The organism is Chimaeribacter coloradensis, from assembly GCF_002858715.1.
In the GTDB taxonomy this organism is placed as follows: domain Bacteria; phylum Pseudomonadota; class Gammaproteobacteria; order Enterobacterales; family Enterobacteriaceae; genus Chimaeribacter; species Chimaeribacter coloradensis.
Window position 1 is genome coordinate 158157 of the sequence record NZ_PJZH01000001.1, and the last position, 20609, is coordinate 178765.

13 protein-coding genes are annotated in these 20609 nt (G+C 59.5%); 8 read left to right on the top strand and 5 right to left on the bottom strand.

The annotated features are described in order from the left end of the window. Positions 1 to 13: 13 nt before the first annotated feature. The gene (gene elyC, locus CYR32_RS00660) at positions 14 to 769 is read right to left on the bottom strand and encodes an envelope biogenesis factor ElyC (RefSeq protein WP_101821544.1); all 756 of its coding nucleotides are present in this window, start codon (positions 767 to 769) and stop codon (positions 14 to 16) included. Between the two features lie 133 nt (positions 770 to 902). Between elyC and cmoM the strand changes: the two genes are divergently transcribed. From cmoM to CYR32_RS00695, 7 genes are all read left to right on the top strand, one after another. Next, positions 903 to 1694 carry a tRNA uridine 5-oxyacetic acid(34) methyltransferase CmoM gene (gene cmoM, locus CYR32_RS00665; RefSeq protein ID WP_420912811.1) on the top strand — a complete coding sequence of 264 codons (792 nt, stop codon included), beginning with the start codon at positions 903 to 905 and terminating at the stop codon, positions 1692 to 1694. Continuing rightward, positions 1691 to 3013 (top strand): chromosome partition protein MukF, encoded by a 1323-nt coding sequence (gene mukF, locus CYR32_RS00670; RefSeq protein WP_101821547.1) that lies wholly within the window; start codon positions 1691 to 1693, stop codon positions 3011 to 3013. Before cmoM ends, mukF begins: the two co-directional genes overlap by 4 nt. After that, positions 2994 to 3728 (top strand): chromosome partition protein MukE, encoded by a 735-nt coding sequence (gene mukE, locus CYR32_RS00675; RefSeq protein WP_072925744.1) that lies wholly within the window; start codon positions 2994 to 2996, stop codon positions 3726 to 3728. Before mukF ends, mukE begins: the two co-directional genes overlap by 20 nt. Continuing rightward, complete coding sequence (gene mukB, locus CYR32_RS00680; protein ID WP_101821550.1) at positions 3725 to 8173, top strand: chromosome partition protein MukB; 4449 nt, start codon at positions 3725 to 3727, stop codon at positions 8171 to 8173. Before mukE ends, mukB begins: the two co-directional genes overlap by 4 nt. A 232-nt stretch (positions 8174 to 8405) precedes the next feature. Beyond that, the gene (gene ldtD, locus CYR32_RS00685; protein ID WP_101821552.1) at positions 8406 to 10256 is read left to right on the top strand and encodes a L,D-transpeptidase; all 1851 of its coding nucleotides are present in this window, start codon (positions 8406 to 8408) and stop codon (positions 10254 to 10256) included. A gap of 181 nt (positions 10257 to 10437) precedes the next feature. Continuing rightward, a complete protein-coding gene (gene mepK / locus CYR32_RS00690) occupies positions 10438 to 10989 on the top strand; it encodes a peptidoglycan L,D-endopeptidase MepK (protein ID WP_101821554.1) in 552 nt (183 codons plus the stop codon). A 72-nt stretch (positions 10990 to 11061) separates the two neighbouring features. After that, complete coding sequence (locus CYR32_RS00695; protein WP_101821556.1) at positions 11062 to 11709, top strand: MBL fold metallo-hydrolase; 648 nt, start codon at positions 11062 to 11064, stop codon at positions 11707 to 11709. Positions 11710 to 11794: 85 nt separating this feature from the next. Here CYR32_RS00695 and CYR32_RS00700 read toward each other — a convergent pair whose 3' ends face one another. From CYR32_RS00700 to pncB, 4 genes are all read right to left on the bottom strand, one after another. Next, entirely contained in the window at positions 11795 to 12985 is a 1191-nt protein-coding gene (locus CYR32_RS00700) for an amino acid aminotransferase (protein ID WP_101822133.1), read from the bottom strand. Between the two features lie 223 nt (positions 12986 to 13208). After that, on the bottom strand, positions 13209 to 14309 hold the full coding sequence (gene ompF, locus CYR32_RS00705; RefSeq protein ID WP_101821558.1) for a porin OmpF: 1101 nt from the start codon (positions 14307 to 14309) through the stop codon (positions 13209 to 13211). 301 nt (positions 14310 to 14610) lie between these two features. Beyond that, positions 14611 to 16011 (bottom strand): asparagine--tRNA ligase, encoded by a 1401-nt coding sequence (gene asnS / locus CYR32_RS00710; RefSeq protein WP_101821560.1) that lies wholly within the window; start codon positions 16009 to 16011, stop codon positions 14611 to 14613. 223 nt (positions 16012 to 16234) lie between these two features. After that, positions 16235 to 17440, bottom strand: a complete 1206-nt coding sequence (pncB, locus tag CYR32_RS00715) for a nicotinate phosphoribosyltransferase (RefSeq protein ID WP_101821562.1) — start codon at positions 17438 to 17440, stop codon at positions 16235 to 16237. Positions 17441 to 17950: 510 nt separating this feature from the next. Between pncB and pepN the strand changes: the two genes are divergently transcribed. After that, the gene (pepN, locus tag CYR32_RS00720; protein ID WP_101821564.1) at positions 17951 to 20581 is read left to right on the top strand and encodes an aminopeptidase N; all 2631 of its coding nucleotides are present in this window, start codon (positions 17951 to 17953) and stop codon (positions 20579 to 20581) included. Positions 20582 to 20609: the final 28 nt, after the last annotated feature.

A 20609-nucleotide genomic window follows, 5' to 3' on the forward strand; every position in this document is an offset into this window, starting at 1 on the left:
CGGCGCGCCGCCTTCACTGTTTCAGCCACTGCCACGCCCGGCCCAGCCCCTCATACCAGACCCGCTCACTGTGCGACAAATACATCGCCTGCGGGATCGCCTGTTCCCACCAGTTCAGCGGGGAGCGGATGGCGAGCTGGTTAGCCGGCACCGGAATCGGCGTGAGTCCCTGTGCGTGGAAGAACCCCAGCGCCCGCGGCAGATGGTTGGCAGAGGTCACCAGCAGGAAGGGGTGATGATCCACCAGCCGCGCCACCTGTGCTGCTTCCTGTTGCGTGTCCCGTGGGGTATCCAGCAGCACAATATCCTCAGGCGGCACGCCCAGGCTCTCTGCCACCAGCGCCGCCGTTTTGGCGCTGCTTACCGGGTTGGTGGGGGCCGCCGCCCCGGTAAACACCAGTTTTGCGCCCGGATGCCGCCGGTACTGGCGCACCCCTTCGTTGACCCGCGGCAAACTGTTGCCGATCAGGTTGGAACTGGGGGCCCACGCCGGGTCAAAAGTGTAGCCGCCGCCCAGCACCACGATGTAGGAAACCGGCTGTTGCCCCTGATAGGTTGGGTAGCGGTTTTCCAGCGGGCGCAGCATCCGGTCAGCCACCGGTTGCAGGCTTAGCAGCAGCAAAACCAGCCAGGCCAGCGAAAACAGCACTTTCCCGCTTCGCTGCCAGCGGGTAAACCACAGCAGAATCAGCGCCACGCCCATCATCAGCAGCAGAAAAGAGAGCGGCATCATCAGGCCGCCCAGCAACTTTTTCAGGTCAAAAAGCATGAAAAACCGATCCTTTTGGGTGAAAAAACGACATCCAGGCAAGTTTGCGCGGCAATAAGATTTATTCTACGTCAGCCTGTGCCAAAATAGCAGGTTCGAAATACCCCCAGCCGCTATGGAGCCTGTCACCCCCATGTCGATACCCGGCCGCAATTTTGATGATATTGCTGAAAAGTTTGCACGCAATATCTACGGCACAACCAAAGGTAAAATCCGCGAGGCGGTATTGTGGCAGGATCTGACCGGGCTGCTGGCTGAACTGCCGTCACGGCCCCTGCGCATCCTGGATGCGGGCGGCGGTGAAGGGAAAATGGCCTGTGAACTGGCCGCTTTAGGACATCAGGTCTTGTTGTGCGATCTCTCCGGTGAGATGATCCAGCGCGCCAGAGAAGCCGCGCAGGCAAAAGGGGTAAGCCACAACATGCAGTTTGTGCAGAGTGCCGTGCAGGATATTGCGCAGCACCTCACAGAACCGGTGGATTTGATCCTGTTTCATGCCGTGCTGGAGTGGGTGGCGCAGCCGCAGGAGGCACTGGCCGCGCTCCATGCCTGCCTGGCACCGGGCGGCGCGCTGTCGCTGATGTTTTTTAACCATCATGGCCTGCTGATGCGCCACATGGTGGTCGGCAATTTTGAGTATGTAAATGAAGGGATGCCGGTAAAAAACAAGCGTTCGCTGGCCCCGGACTACCCCCTGATCCCGGCGGATGTGTACCGCTGGCTGGAACAGATGGGCATGACAATCCGCGGCAAGACCGGGGTCCGGGTATTCCATGACTACCTGAAAAATAAACAGCAGCAGACAGAAGCGTTCGCTGACCTGTTGGCGCTGGAGCAGCGTTACTGCCGGCAGGAACCTTTTGTGAGTTTGGGGCGTTACATCCATGTGATGGCGCACAAGCCGATTGTGAAGGACGAATCATGAGTGAATTTTCCCAGACTGTACCCGAACTGGTCGCCTGGGCACGGAAAAATGACTTCGCTATTTCGCTTCCTACGGAGCGGCTGGCCTTTTTACTGGCAATAGCCACCCTCAACGGCGAACGCCTTGATGGTGAAATGAGTGAAGGTGAGCTGGTCGATGCCTTTCGCCACGTCAGCGACGGGTTTGAGCAGACCAGTGAAACCATCAGCGTGCGTGCCAACAATGCCATTAACGACATGGTCAAGCAGCGGCTCATCAACCGCTTTACCAGTGAACAGGCGGACGGCCATGCCATCTACCGCCTGACGCCGCTCGGCATCGGCATTACGGATTACTACATCCGCCAGCGCGAGTTCTCCACCCTGCGGCTCTCAATGCAGCTGTCGATGGTGGCCCAGGAGCTGAAGCGGGCCGCCGATGCCGCGGAAGAGGGCGGCGATGAGCTCCACTGGCACCGCGACGTCTTTGCGCCGCTGAAGTATTCGGTGGCGGAGGTGTTTGACAGCATCGATCTCAGCCAGCGGGTGATGGACGAGCAGCAGCAGGGGGTGAAAGAGGACATCGCCGCCCTGCTGAACAAAGACTGGCGCGCCGCCATCTCCAGCTGTGAACTGCTGCTGTCAGAGACGTCCGGCACGCTGCGCGAATTGCAGGATACCCTCGAAGCCGCCGGTGACAAGTTGCAGGCCAATCTGCTGCGCATCCAGGCGGCAATGCCGATGGAGCAGGATCTCGGCTTTATCGACAAGCAGGTGTTTGACCTGCAAAACAAGCTGGACCGCATTATCAGCTGGGGCCAGCAGGCGATAGATCTCTGGATCGGCTATGACCGCCATGTCCACAAGTTCATCCGTACCGCCATCGATATGGACAAGAACCGCGTCTTCGCCCAGCGCCTGCGCCAGTCGGTACAGCACTATTTTGAGCAGCCCTGGACGCTGACTTACGCCAACGCGGAGCGCCTGATCGACATGCGTGATGAAGAGCTGGCGCTGCGTAATGAAGAGGTCACCGGCGAACTGCCGCCGGACCTGGAATTTGAAGAGTTTAATGAGATCCGGGAGCAGCTGGCCGCCATGATTGAGCAGGCGCTGGCAGTCTACCGTGACGAGAATACCCCGCTTAACCTGGGTAGTGTCATGCGTGACTACCTGGCACAGTACCCGCGTGCGCGTCATTTTGATGTGGCACGCATCGTGGTCGACCAGGCTGTGCGCCTTGGTGTGGCCGAAGCAGATTTCACCGGATTGCCGGCCGAGTGGCAGGCAATCAATGATTACGGAGCCAAGGTGCAGGCCCATGTCATCGATAAATATTGAAGCAGTTATGCCGGTTAAACTGGCACAGGCATTGGCAAATCCCCTGTTTCCGTCGCTCGACAGTCAGCTGCGCAGCGGCCGCCATATCGGCATCGAAGAGCTGGATAACCATGCTTTCCTGATGGACTATCAGGAAGAGATTGAGCAGTTTTACCTGCGTTATAACGTGGAGCTGATCCGCGCGCCGGAAGGGTTCTTCTACCTGCGCCCGCGCTCTACCACCCTGATCCCGCGTTCGGTACTTTCCGAGCTGGACATGATGGTCGGCAAAATTCTCTGTTACCTTTACCTCAGCCCCGAGCGGCTGGCGCATGAGGGCATCTTCAGCCAGCAGGAGCTGTATGATGAGCTGCTGAGCCTGGCGGATGAGAACAAGCTGCTGAAATTTGTTAACCAGCGCTCAACCGGCTCTGACCTTGACCGCCAGAAGCTGCAGGATAAGGTCCGCACCTCGCTGAACCGCCTGCGCCGCCTCGGCATGGTCTATTTCATGGGCGGCGACAACAGCAAATTCCGTATCACGGAGGCGGTGTTCCGCTTTGGTGCCGATGTGCGCAGCGGCGATGACCCGCGCGAGGCGCAACTGCGCATGATCCGTGACGGCGAAGCGATGCCGGTGGAGAGCAGCCTGTCACTGCAGGATGATACCGACGACAGCGAAGGCGAACAGACCGGCAACAGTGCGCCGGTGCGTGCAGAGGATGAACAGGAATGATTGAACGCGGTAAATTTCGCTCACTGACACTGGTCAACTGGAACGGTTTTTTCGCCAGGACCTTTGATCTTGATGAGCTGGTCACCACGCTGTCAGGCGGTAACGGGGCCGGTAAATCCACCACCATGGCGGCCTTTGTCACCGCCCTGATCCCGGACCTGACGCTGCTGCACTTCCGTAACACCACCGAGGCCGGGGCCACCAGCGGCTCGCGTGACAAGGGGCTGCACGGCAAACTGCGTGCCGGGGTCTGCTACTCGGCGCTGGACACGGTGAACTCCCGCCACCAGCGGGTCATTGTGGGCGTGCGCCTGCAACAGGTCGCCGGCCGTGATCGCAAAGTGGACATCAAACCCTTTACGATCCAGGGGCTGCCGACGTCTCTGCAACCCACGCAGATCCTGACGGAAACCGTGGGCGAGCGCCAGGCGCGCGTCCTCTCCTTGCAGGAGCTGAAAGAGCGGGTCGAGACGATCGAAGGGGTGCAGTTCAAGCAGTTCAACTCCATCACCGATTACCACTCCCTGATGTTTGACCTGGGGATTATCCCGCGCCGCCTGCGCTCCTCGTCCGATCGCAGCAAGTTCTACCGGCTGATTGAGGCGTCGCTGTACGGCGGCATCTCCAGCACCATTACCCGCTCCCTGCGCGACTACCTGTTGCCGGAGAACAGCGGGGTGCGCAAAGCGTTCCAGGACATGGAAGCAGCGTTGCGCGAAAACCGCATGACGCTGGAAGCGATCCGCGTGACCCAGTCGGACCGCGATCTCTTCAAGCACCTGATCACTGAGGCGACCTCCTACGTGGCCGCCGACTACATGCGTCACGCCAATGAGCGCCGGGTGCATCTGGACAGCGCACTGGCGCTGCGCCAGGAGCTGCTGTCGGGCCGCAAACAGCTGGCACACGAGCAGTACCGCCATGTGGAGATGGCCCGTGAGCTGAGCGAACACGGCGGCGCGGAGTCCGATCTCGAAACCGATTATCAGGCAGCGAGCGATCACCTTAATCTGGTGCAGACCGCGATGCGCCAGCAGGAAAAAATTGAGCGCTATCAGGGCGATCTCGATGAGCTGACCTACCGGCTGGAAGAGCAGAATGAAGTCGTGGCGGAAGCGGGTGAGCTGCACGCTGAGCATGAGGCGCGCGCCGAAGCCGCCGAAGCGGAAGTGGATGAGCTGAAAAGCCAGCTGGCGGATTACCAGCAGGCGCTGGATGTGCAGCAGACCCGCGCCATCCAGTATCAGCAGGCGTTACATGCGTTGACCCGTGCGCGCGAACTCTGCGAACTGCCGGATCTGGAGAGCGGCAACGCCGAAACATGGCTGGAGACGTTCCGCGCCAAAGAGCAGGAGGCCACCGACACCCTGCTGCAGCTTGAGCAGAAAATGAGCGTGGCCGAGGCGGCCCACAGCCAGTTCGAAACGGCCTACCAGCTGGTGGTGAAAATCGCCGGTGAGGTCAGCCGCGGCGAAGCGTGGCAAACGGCCCGCGAGCTGTTACGTGACTGGAACAACCAGCAGCACCAGGCGGAGCGGGTACAACCCCTGCGGATGCGCCTGAGTGAACTGGAGCAGCGCCTGCGCGAACAGCAGGATGCGGAGCGCCAGTTGCAGGAGTTCTGCAAACGCACCGGGCGCGACTACCAGCCGGAAGAGCTGGAAGGGGTGCAGGATGAGCTGGAAGAGCGTATTGAAACGCTCTCCGCCACGGTGGCGGAAGCCGGCGAGCACCGCATGGAGATGCGCCAGGAGTCCGAGCAGCTGCAGCAGCGCATCAAAGCGCTGACGGCACGCGCGCCGGTCTGGCTGGCGGCGCAGGAGGCGCTGGACCAGCTCGCAACACAGAGCGGTGAATCCCTGGAGAGCAGCACCCAGGTCACCGAATATATGCAGCAACTGCTGGAGAGCGAGCGTGAAACCACCGTTGAACGTGATGAGGTCGCCACCCGCAAACGCCGGATTGAGGGGCAGATTGAGCGCCTCAGCCAGCCGGGCGGGGCGGAAGACCCGCGTCTGGTGGCGCTGGCCGAGCGGTTCGGCGGCGTGCTGCTTTCCGAAATCTATGATGATGTGACGCTGGACGATGCGCCGTACTTCTCTGCGCTTTATGGCCCGTCACGCCATGCCATCGTGGTGCCGGATCTCGCCCTGATCCGCGACCAGATCAACGGCCTGGAAGATTGCCCGGAAGATCTTTACCTGATCGAGGGCGATCCGCAATCCTTTGATGACAGCGTGTTCGGCGTGGAAGAGATGGAGCGCGCGGTGCTGGTCAAAGTGGCCGATCGCCAGTGGCGCTACTCCCGCTTCCCGTCAGTGCCGCTGTTTGGCCGCGCGGCGCGTGAAAGCCGCCTGGAAACCCTGAATCAGGAACGTGAAAAGCTGGCAGAACGCTACGCCACGCTCTCGTTTGACGTACAGAAAATCCAGCGGGCGCATCAGGCTTTCAGCCGCTTTATCGGCACCCATCTGGCCGTGGCCTTTGAAGATGACCCGGAAGCGGAAATCCGTGCGCTGTCCATCCGCCGTGGTGAGCTGGAGCACGCGCTGGCCGCCTATGAGGGGCAGCATCAGCAGCAGCGCCAGCAGTTTGACCAGGCGAAAGAGGCCATCGGGCTGCTGAACCGCCTGTTGCCGCGGGTGGCCCTGCTGTGTGACGAGACCCTGGCTGACCGGGCCGATGAGATCCGTGACGAGCTGGAAGAGGCGCAGGAGGCTGCGCGCTTCCTGCAACAGCACGGTGCCGCGCTTGCCCGCCTGGAGCCGCTGGTGCCGGTGCTGCAAAGTGACCCGGAACAGCATGAGCAACTGAAAGCGGACTATGCCGAAGCGCAGCATATTCAGCGCCTCGCCAAGCAGCAGGCCTTTGCCCTGACGGAAGTGGTGCAGCGCCGGGCGCACTTCAGCTATACCCACTCCGCCGGGATGCTGAACGAAAACGCTGACCTGAATGACAAACTGCGCCAGCAGCTGGAACATGCCGAGGCGGAGCGCACCCGCGCCCGTGACCTGCTGCGCCAGCATCAGGCGCAGCTGACCCAGTACAGCCAGGTGCTGGCCTCGCTGAAAAGTTCGTATGACGCCAAGCGCGACATGCTCAAAGAGCTGGGGCAGGAGTTACTGGACATCGGCGTACAGGCCGATCCGGACGCCGAAGCCCGCGCCCGCACGCGCCGGGATGAGCTGCACGCCGCCCTCAGCCACAACCGTTCGCGCCGCAACCAGCTGGAGAAACAGCTCACGTTCTGCGAAGCGGAGATGGACGGGCTGCAAAAACGCCTGCGCAAAGTCGAGCGGGATTACCATCAGTTGCGTGAGCAGGTGGTCTCGGCGAAAGCGGGCTGGTGCGCCGTGATGCGGCTGGTGAAGGATAACGGCGTCGAGCGCCGCCTGCACCGCCGCGAGCTGGCCTATATGAATGCCGACGAACTGCGCTCTATGTCGGACAAGGCGCTGGGCGCACTGCGCCTGGCCGTTTCTGATAACGAGCACCTGCGCGATGTACTGCGCCTCTCCGAAGACCCGAAACGGCCGGAGCGCAAAATCCAGTTCTATATCGCGGTCTACCAGCATCTGCGTGAGCGTATCCGCCAGGATATTATCCGCACCGATGACCCGGTCGAAGCGATTGAGCAGATGGAGATTGAGCTGGGCCGCCTGACGGAAGAGCTGACAGCCCGCGAGCAGAAGCTGGCGATCAGCGCGAAAAGCGTGGCGAACATTATCCGCAAAACCATTCAGCGCGAGCAGAACCGCATCCGTATGCTGAACCAGGGGCTGCAGACGGTGGCGTTTGGCCAGGTGAAAAGCGTGCGCCTTAACGTCAATGTGCGTGAAGCGCACGCCACGCTGCTGGATGTGCTCTCTGAACAGCAGGAGCAGCATCAGGATCTGTTCAACAGTAACCGCCTGACCTTCTCGGAAGCACTGGCGAAACTTTACCAACGCCTGAACCCGCAGATCGACATGGGCCAGCGCACCCCGCAGACCATCGGCGAGGAGCTGCTGGACTACCGCAACTACCTGGAAATGGAAGTGGAAGTCTATCGCGGTTCGGACGGCTGGCTGCGCGCCGAGAGCGGGGCGCTCTCCACCGGCGAGGCGATCGGCACCGGGATGTCGATTCTGGTGATGGTGGTGCAGAGTTGGGAAGAGGAGTCGCGCCGCCTGCGCGGGAAAGACATCTCCCCTTGCCGCCTGCTGTTCCTGGATGAAGCGGCGCGTCTGGATGCCAAGTCGATCGCCACGCTGTTTGAGTTGTGCGACCGCCTGGAGATGCAGCTGATCATCGCCGCGCCGGAAAACATCAGCCCTGAAAAGGGCACCACCTACAAGCTGGTGCGTAAAGTGGTGCAGAACCACGAGCACGTGCATGTGGTGGGGCTGCGTGGTTTTGCCGCCATTGAACCGGAAGCGGACCGCAGCATCACGGCAGAGGCCTGATTGCCGCCTGATAGTTGAGAAAAATAAATCTTTCCAGCCGCCTCCGGGCGGCTTTTCATTTGTGTGCCTTTCTGCCACGCTGTTTAGACCAGCAGGCGGCCGGCTGCCGCTTTCCCGGTTTGACTGATTGCGACGGTAAAAGAGCAAAAAGCCAGTTCTGCTTTATACTTATATGATGTTTCAGCGCAAGTAGATGATTGATATCTATTTGTATTTAATCAGGGGGCAAGGGATGATGCTTACACGTCCTACTACACTCAAGAGTCTGGCTATTGCTTGTGCACTGGCCTGGGGCGCAACGTCATTACACGGGGTTGAGGCAGCCATGCCGGCAATGCCGCAGGCGTCGGGCAGCATGAGCGTACGCGATGCCGGTAACCAAATCCGCGCCGCGCTGCCGCAAAAGATAACGCCTTTTTATCTGAACACCCTCTCTTCCCTGTATGCGGCCCGCCATATGCAGCCGATGTGGGGAGATACGCAGGCGGTGCAGCAGTTCCAGCAGCAGCTGGCGGAACTGGCGATCTCCGGCGTGCAGCCGCAGTTTACCCAGTGGGTGCGCCAGCTGAGTAATCCGGATTTAACCGGCATGGCGCGCGATATTGTGCTGTCAGACGCCATGCTCGGTTACCTGCAGTTTGTCTCCGGGGTCAGCGCCAACGGCAGCAACTGGCTCTACGGCAGCGTGCCGTACAAAATGTCTCTGCCGGCTGCCACGGTAATCAACCAATGGCAGATGGCCGTGGCCCATCCGGCCAGCCTGCAGCACTACCTGACGTCACTGGCTCCGCAGCACCCGCAATATGCCCGTATGCATCAGGCGCTGAAAGATATGCTGGCCGACGGCCGCCCCTGGCCGCAGCTGGTCAATGGCCCCAGCCTGCGCCCCGGCCAGCTGAGCGATGATATTCCGGCGTTGCGTGAGATCCTCGCCCGCTCCGGGATGCTGGATGCCGGTGCCCAGCCGGTGGCCGATCCTGACCCGATCCCGGCCGCCCAGATTGCCGCCAGCAAGCCGACAGCGGAAGATGACTTATATGTGGACGAATCCGCCGCGCATGAAAGCGGCCCACCGGCTGCCGTCAGCCCGGCCGCCGCGCCGGTAGAGGATGTGCCGCCCACGCCGCACAGCCCGGATGCCGCCACCCCGGTGCCGGCGACCGAGGTAAAAGATAACCAGTACACTGCCGATCTGGTTGAAGGCGTCAAGCGCTTCCAGCGGTGGCAGGGGCTGGCGGATGACGGCGTGATCGGCAAACGTACCCGCGAATGGCTGAACGTCTCCCCGCATACGCGGGCGACGCTGCTGGCGCTGAATATCCAGCGGCTGCGTATCCTGCCCGGAAATGTGAATACCGGGATCATGGTGAACATCCCCAACTATTCGCTGGTCTATTACCGCAACGGCAGCGAAGTGCTTTCATCCCGGGTGATTGTCGGCCGCCCGAGCCGTAAAACCCCGCTGATGAGCAGTGCGCTGAATAATGTGGTGGTGAACCCGCCGTGGAATGTGCCGACCACCCTGATTCGCCAGGACATTATTCCCAAGGCGATGCGTGACGCCAGCTACCTGCAGGCCCACGGCTACACGGTGTTGAGCGGCTGGAGCAATGACGCCGAGGTGATCGATCCGTCGATGATTGACTGGAGCATGGTATCGCCGCAGAACTTCCCGTATCGCCTGCGCCAGGCACCGGGTGCCACCAACTCGCTGGGGCGGTATAAGTTCAATATGCCCAGTTCCGACGCCATCTATCTGCATGACACGCCCAACCATGCGCTGTTCCAGAAAGATATCCGCGCCCTCAGCTCCGGCTGTGTGCGGGTGAATAAGGCTTCAGTGCTGGCCGGGATGTTATTACAGGATGCGGGCTGGAATGATGCGCGGGTTAATTCAACGCTGGAAGCGGGGAATACCACCTATGTGCCGATCCGCCACCATATTCCGGTGCAGCTCTATTATCTGACGGCCTGGGTCGCGGATGACGGCAAACCGCAATTCCGAACAGATATTTACAATTACGATAATACCGTGCGATCGGGCGCACAAATATTGCCTCAGGCTGAACGTCTGCTGCAATAAATCTAGTAATTCCACTGAATTAACGGTCTGATGAAAAGGCTAATTATTAACCACCCCGGCCGGGGTGGTTAATAAACCGGCGCCGGAGTGGGTTGACTCACCCATCAATGGCAGTTATGGTTCGGGACAGCACAGATAAGTGCTTATTTTTTGACTCTCTTGCCGGGTAATCAGACAGTTCATGGATCAAATCGATAAACAACGCCGAAAGTGGCTGGCGCTCGGTGGCGCCGCTATGGGGATCGCACTGCTTCCAGGGCAGGCGTTCGCAACGCTCTCAACTCCTCGTCCCCGTGTATTAACGCTGAATAATCTGCATACCGGGGAAACGCTCAAAGCCGAGTTTTTTGACGGAAAGACCTATAACACGGAAGAGTTGTCCAGGCTGAATCATTTATTCCGCGATTTTCGCGCCAATAAAATGAAGACCATCGATACCGCACTGTTCGATCAGCTTTATCGCCTTCAGGTATTGTTGGGAAATAACAAACCGGTTCAGCTTATCTCCGGCTACCGCTCTGTAGCCACCAATGACGATTTACGCAGGCACAGCAGCGGGGTGGCGAAGCACAGCTACCATACGCTGGGCCGTGCCATGGATTTCCATATTGAAGGGGTGCAACTGAGTAATATCCGTAAGGCGGCATTAAAAATGCGCGCCGGTGGTGTAGGATATTACCCACGAAGCAACTTTGTGCATATCGATACCGGGCCGGTGCGTAACTGGTCTTAACACCGCAGGTGTCCGGTATTGCCATGCCTTTCAACCGGTGCAGAAGGCGTTCTGCACCGGACATGGAGCCTTATGAATATTCTCACGATTCCTGTCACCGCCTTTGCGCAAAACTGTTCCCTGATCTGGTGTGAAGCGACCCGCGAAGCGGCCATCGTCGATCCGGGCGGTGATGCTGACAAGATTATCACCGCGGTAGCGGCAGAAAATGTCCGGGTGACCCAGATCCTGTTGACCCACGGCCACCTGGATCATGTCGGGGCGGCTGCCGAACTGGCGCAGCACTATGGTGTCCCGCTGGTGGGGCCGCATCCGGAAGATCGCTTCTGGCTGGATGCGTTACCGGCGCAGAGCCGGATGTTCGGGCTGGCGGAGTGTGCGCCGCTGACGCCGGATCGCTGGCTGGCAGAGGGGGAAAGCGTGACCGTGGGTGAGATGCAGCTGGATGTGCTGCACTGCCCGGGGCATACGCCGGGGCACATTGTGTTTGTGAACCGGGCGGCGAACACGCTGATCTCCGGCGATGTGATCTTCAAAGGCGGGGTGGGGCGTACCGATTTCCCGCGCGGCGATCATCAGGCGTTGATCAACGCCATCCGTACCAAGCTGCTGCCGCTGGGGGATGACGTCACCTTCTGGCCGGGGCATGGGCCATGCTCAACGCTGGGCCACGAACGCCTGACCAACCCCTTCCTGCAGGACGAGCCGGCAGTATGGTAAGGGCATAAGGCCCGCTGGCTGTCAGCCCCAAAAAACAGCCATAAAAAAAGCCAGCCTCAGCGGCTGGCTTTTTTGTGCCTGCGGTTCAGAGTACCGCGACAATCGCCTCACACAGCGGTGCCATGTTATCCGGCGTCATACCGGCGACGTTGACCCGGCCGGAGTTGACCGCATACACGCCAAACTCATCGCGCAGGCGCAATACCTGCTCTTTGGTCAGGCCGCTGAACGAAAACATGCCGTTCTGTTTGATGATAAAGCTGAAATCCTGCTTCGCCCCTTTCTCCTGCAGGGTATTCACAAACAGCTGGCGCATCCGCTGAATGCGCTGGCGCATGTCAGTCAGCTCCTGTTCCCAGAGGGCGCGCAGGGCATCATTACCCAGAATGGTCGCGACCACCGCCGCGCCGTGGGCCGGCGGGTTAGAGTAGTTGGCGCGAACCGCGGCTTTGATCTGGCTGAAGGCACGATCGGCGTTTTCCGCATCCGCCGCGACCAGCGTACAGGCACCGACACGCTCGTTATACAGGCCGAAGTTTTTGGAGTAGGAGCTGGCCACAATCAGCTCAGCATGCCGAGCGGCAAAAATACGCAGGCCCTGGGCATCCTCTTCCAGGCCATTGGCAAAGCCCTGATAGGCGAAGTCAAACAGCGGCAGCCAGCCTTTGCTGCGGGAGAGATCCGCCAGCTGTTGCCACTGAGCCGGGGTCGGGTCGATGCCGGTCGGGTTGTGGCAGCAGCCGTGGAACAGCACCACGTCACCGGCTTGCGCGCCATTCAGGCTCGCCAGCATACCGTCGAAGTCCAGGGTATGGTTTTCTGCATCGTAGTAATCGTAATTCACCACCTCCAGGCCGGCAGAGCCAAACACATTATTATGGTTCGGCCAGGTCGGGTTGCTGATCCAGACACGTTTGACCGTGGTCTGGGTCGCCAGGAAGTCAGCGGCCACGCGCAGGGCGCCGGTGCCGCCCGGCGTCTGGGCGGTGCGGGCGCGGCGGTCAGCGATAATTGCGCTGTCGCTGCCGAACAGCAGGGCCTGGGTGCAGCTGGCGAACGCCGGGATGCCGTCGATGCTCAGGTAGTTTTTGGTCGTCTCATTTTCCAGCAGAAATTGCTCGGCTTTTTTCACACTGGTCAGAACCGGGGTTTGGCCGGTTTCATCTTTATAGACGCCGATCCCCAGGTTAATTTTGGTCAGACGGTCATCAGCACGAAACAGATCGCCCAGTCCCAGAATCGGGTCGGCCGGGGCAGCGGTGATTTTCTCAAACATGTCAGAAATATCCATGGCTTGGTGATAAGCGGGCAGAAGCCTCAGGTTAACGCCATGTTTCCGCTTTGCCAACCGTTTGCGGCAAAAAGAACGCGATCTGTGAACAGGGCAAGGCCGGGGAACAGGGGCGGGGAGGCGCGCAGCAGGCAGGAGAGGGGAAAAGAAAAGGCAGGGCCTGAGCCCTGCCTTCAGCACGCCTGACTAACGTCAGGCAGCAGCACGATTAGAACTGGTAAACCAGACCAACAGCCACGGTGTCGTCGTTGTTGATGCCCAGTGCATTGTCGTCATCCAGCTGGTTGATTTTGTAATCAACGTAGGTGGACATGTTTTTGTTGAAGTAGTAGGTCGCGCCCACATCGAAGTATTTGATCAGGTCAACGTCGCCGAAGCCTTCGATGTCTTTACCTTTGGACTGCACGTACGCCAGGGACGGACGCAGACCGAAGTCGAACTGGTACTGTGCAACCATTTCGAAGTTCTGAGCTTTGTTAGCAAAGCCGGTCACGCCGGTGGTGCCGCCGGTGTTGTTAGCCACTTGTTGAGTGAACGGGGTGGCGTTACGGGTTTCACCGTACATTGCAGCCAGGTAGACGTTGTTGGCGTCATATTTCAGCGCGGTTGCCCAGCTCTGTGCTTTATCGCCGTTACCCAGCACGCCCGGTGCGTTCTGGCTTTCAGTACGGTCAGATTCGCCGTATGCACCGACGATGCCTACACCAATTTCGCTGGTGTAAGAGGTAGAGATCGCCCAGCCGTCACCGTTAGCACGACGGATGTCTTCACGGTCGTTTTTGCCCTGGTACTGTACGCCGAAGTCCCAGCCGTCAACCAGGCCGAAGAAGTTGTGGTTACGGTAGGTCGCTACGCCGGTAGAACGGCCGCTCAGGAAGCCGTCGGAGTAACCGGAGTCACCGCCGAATTCCGGCAGCATGTCGGTCCAGGCCAGTGCGTCGTACACCAGGCCATAGTTACGGCCGTAGTCGAAGGAGCCGTAGTCGCCGAATTTCAGACCAGCGAAGCCCAGACGGGTTTTGTTGCCGTCTTGTGCGTCAGAACCTTCGGAGTTGTTTGCCTGGACGTTGTATTCCCACTGGCCGAAACCGGTCAGTTGGTCAGTAATCTGGGTTTCACCTTTGAAGCCGAAACGAACGTAGGTCTGGTCACCGTCGTCACCGTCGTTATCGGAGAAGTAATGCAGACCAACGGCTTTGCCGTACAGATCCAGCTTGTTGCCATCTTTGTTGTAGATTTCGGCGGCGTTTGCTGCACCAGCAGCCAACAGAGCCGGGATAACCACTGCAAGAATGTTGCGCTTCATCATTATATTACCCTCATTGGTGTTATTCGGACACCTTGCCACTGCCGCCAATAATCCAGGGAACTATTGTTGAGAGTATGGTGTCTTCCTGTGTCTGCACGCAGTGTTCCATTGGTGTTGCGGTTAATCTACCGCGAAAATGCTACCAAAGTCCTAATGAGGTTTCAGAAAGAAAGCAATTGTTACAAAATGTGAAATTTAGGGAACTTTGTGACCGGGATCTAAGTTTAAAAAAATGTAAAAGGCCAGCATTGCTGGCCTCTGATTTGTAACAAAATTGTCTTAATTGTTCAGTTTCTGATAATCAGAAGCTGGCATTGCGCGGGGTGCGCGGGAAGGGAATGACGTCACGGACGTTCTGGACACCGGTCACATAGGCGATTAAACGCTCAAAACCGAGGCCAAAACCGGAGTGCGGTACGGTGCCGTAACGGCGCAGATCGCGGTACCACCAGTAATCTTCTTTATTCAGGCCCATCTCTTCCAGACGCTGATCCAGCATGTCCAGACGCTCCTCACGCTGGGAACCGCCGATGATCTCGCCGATGCCCGGTGCCAGCACATCCATTGCAGCCACGGTTTTCCCGTCTTCATTCATGCGCATATAGAAAGCTTTAATGTCTTTCGGGTAGTTTTTCACCACCACCGGCGCTTTGAAGTGTTTCTCAGCCAGGTAACGTTCATGCTCGGAGGAGAGGTCGATGCCCCAGCTCACGTCATTCTCGAAGGCCTGGCCGGACTTGATCAGGATCTCAATGGCGTCGGTGTAATCCACCTGGGCGAAATCGGAGCTGACAAAACGCTCAAGGCGCGCGATCGCATCTTTATCCACACGCTCAGCGAAGAACGCCAGATCGTCAGCGCGCTCATCCAACACGGCCTGAAACACATATTTCAGCATTTTCTCAGCCAGACCTGCTACGTCGTCCAGCGTCGCGAAGGCCACTTCCGGCTCGATCATCCAGAATTCTGCCAGGTGGCGGCTGGTGTTAGAGTTCTCAGCGCGGAACGTCGGCCCAAAGGTGTAGACCTTAGACAGGGCGCAGGCATAGGTTTCGCCGTTCAGCTGACCGGAAACGGTCAAAAATGCCTCTTTACCGAAGAAATCTTCACTAAAATCAACACGGCCCTGATCGTCACGCGGCAGGTTTTCCAGATCCAGCGTGGAGACGCGGAACATTTCACCGGCACCCTCGGTATCTGAGGCGGTGATCAGCGGGGTAGAGACCCAGAAATAGCCGTTTTCGTGGAAGAAGCGGTGGATCGCCTGCGCCAGGGTGTGGCGGACACGGGCCACGGCACCGATCAGGTTGGTACGCGGGCGCAGGTGCGCCACTTCACGCAGGTATTCGATGCTGTGGCGTTTGGCGGCCATCGGATAGGTATCCGGGTCATCCACCCAGCCGACCACCTTCACCTCAGTGGCCTGCAGCTCAAAGCTCTGGCCTTCACCCGGCGAAGCCACCACGGTGCCGGTGATCTCCACAGAGCAGCCGGTGGTCAGGCGCAGCACGTCAGTCTGATAATTGGACAGAGAATTATTTACGACGGCCTGTAAGGGATTAAAGCAGGAGCCGTCATAAACGGCGAGGAAGGAGATGCCGGCTTTAGAATCTCTCCGGGTACGCACCCAACCGCGCACGGTGACTTCACTGTCAACCGCAGCACGGCCTTGCAGTACGTCGACTACAGGCACAACGCTCATAGATTTCTCTCTTTAATAAGGGTTAATTCAGAATTGCGGAACCCACCACAGGCGGGTTTTGCTATGTTACTTACCGCGTCGCAGGACACAAGCAGAAATCACGGCCGCACGCCAACATTTCTCCGGAAAACCGGGCGGGTGATAGGCGCAATGAATAGGGCAGGGAAGGGATATAAAGGAAGGAAATTGCACCGGCAGTAAAGCCGGTGCAACCGGGCCGCTGTCAGCTGGCTTTTTTCACCCGCGGCAGATCGAAGGCTTTACGCAGCGCTTTGACAAACGCCGGGTCTTCACAGATGGTTTTGCCGGGGCTGTCAGAGAGCTTCGCCACCGGCTTGCCGTTACACTCCACCAGCTTGATCACAATATTCAGCGGCTTGACGCCGGGCAGATCGCAGGTCAGGCGGGTACCGATGCCAAACACCAGATTAATGCGGCGGTAGAAGTGACGGTAGAGCGTCAGCGCCTTATCCAGATCGAGGTTGTCAGAGAAAACCAGCGTTTTGCTCATCGGGTCGATATCCAGCTTTTCGAAATGGGCGATCGCTTTTTCACCCCACTCCAGCGGGTCACCGGAGTCGTGGCGCAGACCCTGGTAACGCCCGGCGAAGTCCGGCCCGAAGTCACGCAGGAAGGCATCCATGGTGATGCAGTCCGTCAGGGCGATACCCAGCTGCGCCGGGTACTCATCCAGCCACGCCTGCAGGGCGGCACGCTGGCTGTTGGCCAGCACCGGCGAGATCTGCTGATGCGCCTGGAACCACTCATGCGCCTGGGTGCCGACCGGGGCCAGATCGAGGCGGCGCGCCAGATCGTAGTTACTGGTGCCGACAAGATAAGGGAAGTCGCTTTTCAGGGTGGTGACAATCGCCTGCTGTACGGCGCGCGAGAAGCGGCGGCGCGTGCCGAAGTCCATCAGCCGGAAACGTGACAGATCGGTGTCACCCGCCAGCGCCCTGAACCGTTCCAGCTTGCCGCGCAACTGGCTCACCGCCTGTTCCGGCGTGGCCTGCGGTGAGCGGTGGCGGTGCACCACTTCGCTTATCACCGCCAGCAGCGGCACTTCCCACAGCACCACTTCACGCCACGGCCCGCTGATGCGGATCTCCAGCGTGCCGGCGCGGTTGGTGACCTGCACCTGCTGCGGGTTAAAGCGGAATGCTTTCAGCCAGTCGAGATAATCCTTGCAGAAAAACGGCAACCCGGCGAGATAGCGGTACTCCTCGTCGGTCAGGGCCAGTTCGCTCATCAGGGTGATTTGCGCCTGGATCTCGTCACGGTATTCACCGAGCAGCTCATCGCCGCGGCAGCGGAATTCCGCGGCCACGGTAATGTCATGATACCGGTGGAAGACAGCCTGCTGCATATGCAATTTATAGGCATCGGTGTCCAGTATTGACGTCAAAATCGGGGAAGCGTAGTGAGTCATAGCGCGTTACAGCATCCTCGTTGGGAGCATTTCCACAGTCGGAGTAATCAGCAAAGTGCGTGAAGTATACCTTGATTATCCGGTTATTGAAGCCTCATCACACCATAAAAGGCGCGGGCAGGTCGAGAGGTAAACGTGCCGTCAATCACGTTAATGTGTTTTAAATGTTAACAAAATGATATGACAATGAAATTAAATTGTGATTACGAATCGGCAAGCGGCGCTGTCCGGTCTTCACACCGGGCGATCTTGTGGGAATACAGCAGGCTTCACCCCTGCTCCGGCCAGGCTGGCCGCCGCCCGGCGGCAGGTGCAGAATAACTAAGCACAAAAGGCTCACAAGCTGCTTACAAACTAGGATTTTATAGCGGCTGTGATAAAGTCGGGCAAAGGCATTTCCGGCCACACCGCTGCACCGGGAGACCGGCCAGACCAACAAGAAATCTGGCAGCGGGGCGCAAGCCTAATACACTTATTTAACCTCCACCATCCGGACGTCAAAGGGCTTCTATGACACAGGTCTCTACCGCAACACAACCGCAGGCTAAATACCGGCACGACTACCGTGCCCCGGACTACACCATTACCGATATCGACCTAAATTTTGAGCTGGACGCCGACACCACCACCGTGACCGCCATCAGCCAGGTAAAACGCCTGGGTGCGGTGGGCGCCCCCCTGGTGCTGAATGGTGAAGACCTGACGCTGCTCAGCGTCACCGTAGATGGCCAGCCGTGGCCGCATTACCACCAGCAGACGCACACGCTGGTGCTGGACCAGCTGCCGGATGCCTTTAGCCTGACCATCGTCAACCAGATAAGCCCGGCCAAAAACAGCGCGCTGAACGGGCTTTATCTCTCCGGCGAGGCGCTCTGCACCCAGTGCGAGGCCGAAGGCTTCCGCCACATCACCTACTACCTGGACCGCCCGGACGTGCTGGCACGTTTCACCACCCGCATCGTGGCTGATAAGGCGCGCTACCCGTTCCTGCTCTCCAACGGTAACCGGCTGGAGCAGGGCGACCTGGGTGACGGCCGCCACTGGAGCCGCTGGGAAGACCCGTTCCCGAAACCCTGCTACCTGTTTGCGCTGGTGGCCGGTGACTTTGATGTGCTGCGTGACAGCTTTACCACCCGCTCCGGCCGCGAGGTAGCGCTGGAACTCTATGTAGACCGCGGCAACCTGGACCGCGCCGACTGGGCGATGACCTCGCTGAAGCAGTCGATGAAGTGGGATGAGACTCGCTTCGGCCTCGAGTACGACCTCGACATCTATATGATTGTGGCGGTGGACTTCTTCAACATGGGCGCGATGGAGAACAAAGGGCTGAATGTCTTTAACTCCAAATATGTGCTGGCGAAAGCGGAAACCGCCACCGACACCGACTACCTGAACATTGAACGGGTGATCGGCCACGAATATTTCCACAACTGGACCGGCAACCGCGTCACCTGCCGTGACTGGTTCCAGCTCAGCCTGAAAGAGGGGCTGACGGTGTTCCGCGATCAGGAGTTCAGTGCCGATCTCGGCTCCCGCCCGGTGAACCGCATCGCCAACGTGCGCCTGATGCGCAGCGCGCAGTTTGCCGAAGACGCCAGCCCGATGGCGCACCCGATCCGCCCGGACAAAGTGATCGAGATGAACAACTTCTACACCCTGACGGTGTATGAGAAGGGCGCGGAAGTGATCCGCATGATGCACACCCTGTTGGGCGAGGCGCAGTTCCAGGCCGGGATGCAGCTCTATTTCGAGCGCCATGACGGCAGCGCCGCCACCTGTGACGATTTCGTGCAGGCGATGGAAGATGCCTCGAATGTCGATCTCTCCCTGTTCCGCCGCTGGTACAGCCAGTCCGGCACGCCGGTGCTCACAGTGCGCGACGAATTCAGCACCGAGCTTCAGCAGTATCGCCTGCATGTCAGCCAGACCACGCCGCCGACCGCGGATAAGCAGGAGAAATTGCCGCTGCACATTCCGCTGGATATTGAGCTGTACGATCAGGACGGTAATGTCATCCCGCTGGTGCGTGACGGCAACCCGGTGCATTCGGTGCTGAATGTCACCGAAGCGGAGCAGACCTTTGTGTTTGACGGCATTACGCTGCCGCCGGTGCCGTCGCTGCTGCGCCACTTCTCGGCGCCGGTGAAGCTGGACTACCCCTACAGCGACCAGCAGCTCACCTTCCTGATGCAGCACGCCACCGACCCGTTCTCCCGCTGGGATGCGGCGCAGAGCCTGCTGGCGCTCTATATCCGGCTGAACGTCGCCCGCCACCAGCAGAAGCAGCCGCTGTCGCTGCCGCTGCATGTGGCGGATGCCTTCCGCGGCATCCTGCTGGATGAGACGCTGGAACCGGCGCTGATTGCGCAGATCCTGTCGTTGCCGTCAGAGAATGAGATGGCGGAGCTGTTCACCACCATCGACCCGGAAGCGATCCACGCCGTGCACTCCGCGATTGTCGGCTGCCTGGCCACCGAAATGGCAGATGAATGGCTGGCGGTTTACTACGCCAACCAGACGCCGGAGTACCGTGTGGAACACGCCGACATCGGCAAACGCAGCCTGCGCAACCTCTGCCTCAGCTATCTGGCCTTTGGCGACCCGGCGCATGCCGACGCGATGGTGGCGAAACAGTACCACGCCGCCGATAACATGACCGACGCGCTGGCGGCGCTGTCAGCGGCCGTGGCGGCCCAGTTGCCGTGCTGCACGGCGCTGCTGACGGCGTTTGATGAGCGCTGGCATCAGGACGGCCTGGTGATGGACAAGTGGTTCATCCTGCAGGCGACCAGCCCGGCAGAGAATGTGCTGGAGAAAGTACGCAGCCTGCTGAACCACCGCTCCTTCAGCCTGGGCAACCCGAACCGGGTGCGCTCGCTGATCGGCGCGTTCGCCTCAGGCAACCCGTCCGCCTTCCATGCGGCAGACGGCAGCGGCTACCGCTTCCTGGTGGAGATCCTCACTGACCTCAACACCCGCAACCCGCAGGTGGCCTCGCGGCTGGTGGAGCCGCTGATCCGCCTGCAACGCTATGACGAATCCCGCCAGGCGCAGATGCGCGCGGCGCTGGAGCAGCTCAAGAGCCTGCCGAACCTTTCCGGCGATCTCTATGAGAAGATCAGCAAAGCGCTGGATGCCTGACCCAACGCGTAGGCGATAAAAAGGCGCG